This window comes from Xanthomonas sp. SHU 166, from assembly GCF_000364685.1.
GTDB lineage: Bacteria > Pseudomonadota > Gammaproteobacteria > Xanthomonadales > Xanthomonadaceae > Xanthomonas_A > Xanthomonas_A sontii.
The window spans coordinates 1-1071 of record NZ_AQOJ01000492.1 but is presented as its reverse complement, the minus strand read 5'-3'; the positions used below and the strand labels follow the sequence as shown (position 1 = coordinate 1071).

The following is a 1071-nucleotide window of genomic DNA, read 5'->3' as shown; positions in this document are numbered from 1 at the left end:
CGTCGCGCTGCAGCAGCGGCAGCCCCAGTTCCTGCTCCAGCAGCCGCACCTGACGGCTCACCGCGCCATGGGTGACATGCAGTTCCGCCGCCGCGGCGCCGACGCTGCGCAGCCGCGCGGCGGCCTCGAACGCACGCAGGGCGTTGAGCGAGGGCAGGCGGCGCGTGCTGGTCATGTGAGTTTTCCTGACGGATTGCGTCAGACTTTATCGGTTTTTCTGTGGGAACGTGTGCGCTAAAGTGCAGGCCTGTCCTGTTGCCCCCGGTTGTGCCATGTCCTCTGTTCCCGTCAGCGACTTCCACGCCTATCCCGACGCCGCCGGCCATTTCGGCCGCTACGGCGGCCGTTTCGTCGCCGAGACCCTGATCGGCCCGCTGCAGGAGCTGGCCGCCGCCTACGACGCCGCGCGCCAGGATCCGGCCTTCATCGCCGCCTACGACAAGGACCTGACCCATTACGTCGGCCGGCCCAGCCCGATCTACCACGCCGAGCGGCTCAGCCGCGAAGTGGGCGGCGCGCAGATCCTGCTCAAGCGCGAGGACCTGAACCACACCGGCGCGCACAAGATCAACAACACCATCGGCCAGGCGCTGCTGGCCAGCCGCATGGGCAAGACCCGCATCATCGCCGAGACCGGCGCCGGCCAGCACGGCGTGGCCAGCGCCACGGTGGCCGCGCGGCTGGGGCTGGAGTGCGTGGTGTACATGGGCGCCACCGACATCGAGCGGCAGAAGATCAACGTCTACCGGATGAAGCTGCTCGGCGCCACGGTGGTGCCGGTGCATTCCGGCTCGGCCACGCTCAAGGATGCGCTCAACGAGGCGATGCGCGACTGGGTCACCAACGTGCAGGACACTTTCTACATCATCGGCACCGTCGCCGGCCCCGATCCGTATCCGCGCATGGTGCGCGACTTCAACGCCATCGTCGGCCGCGAGGCGCGCGAGCAGATGCTGCGCGACTACGGCCGCCTGCCGGATGCGATCAGCGCCTGCGTCGGCGGCGGCAGCAACGCCATCGGCCTGTTCCATGCCTTCCTCAACGACGCTTCGGTGAAGATCTACGGCGCCG

At 68.6% G+C, this 1071-nt stretch carries 2 protein-coding genes; one reads left to right on the top strand and one right to left on the bottom strand.

Annotation, left to right across the window (positions count from 1 at the left end; genetic code table 11):
- Nucleotides 1–175: LysR family transcriptional regulator (locus D180_RS12840; protein WP_043090938.1), on the bottom strand; the 175-nt coding region annotated here is incomplete at its 3' end.
- 97 nt (nt 176–272) lie between these two features.
- Here D180_RS12840 and trpB point away from each other — a divergent pair.
- Nucleotides 273–1071: tryptophan synthase subunit beta (gene trpB, locus D180_RS12835; RefSeq protein WP_017913105.1), on the top strand; the 799-nt coding region annotated here is incomplete at its 3' end.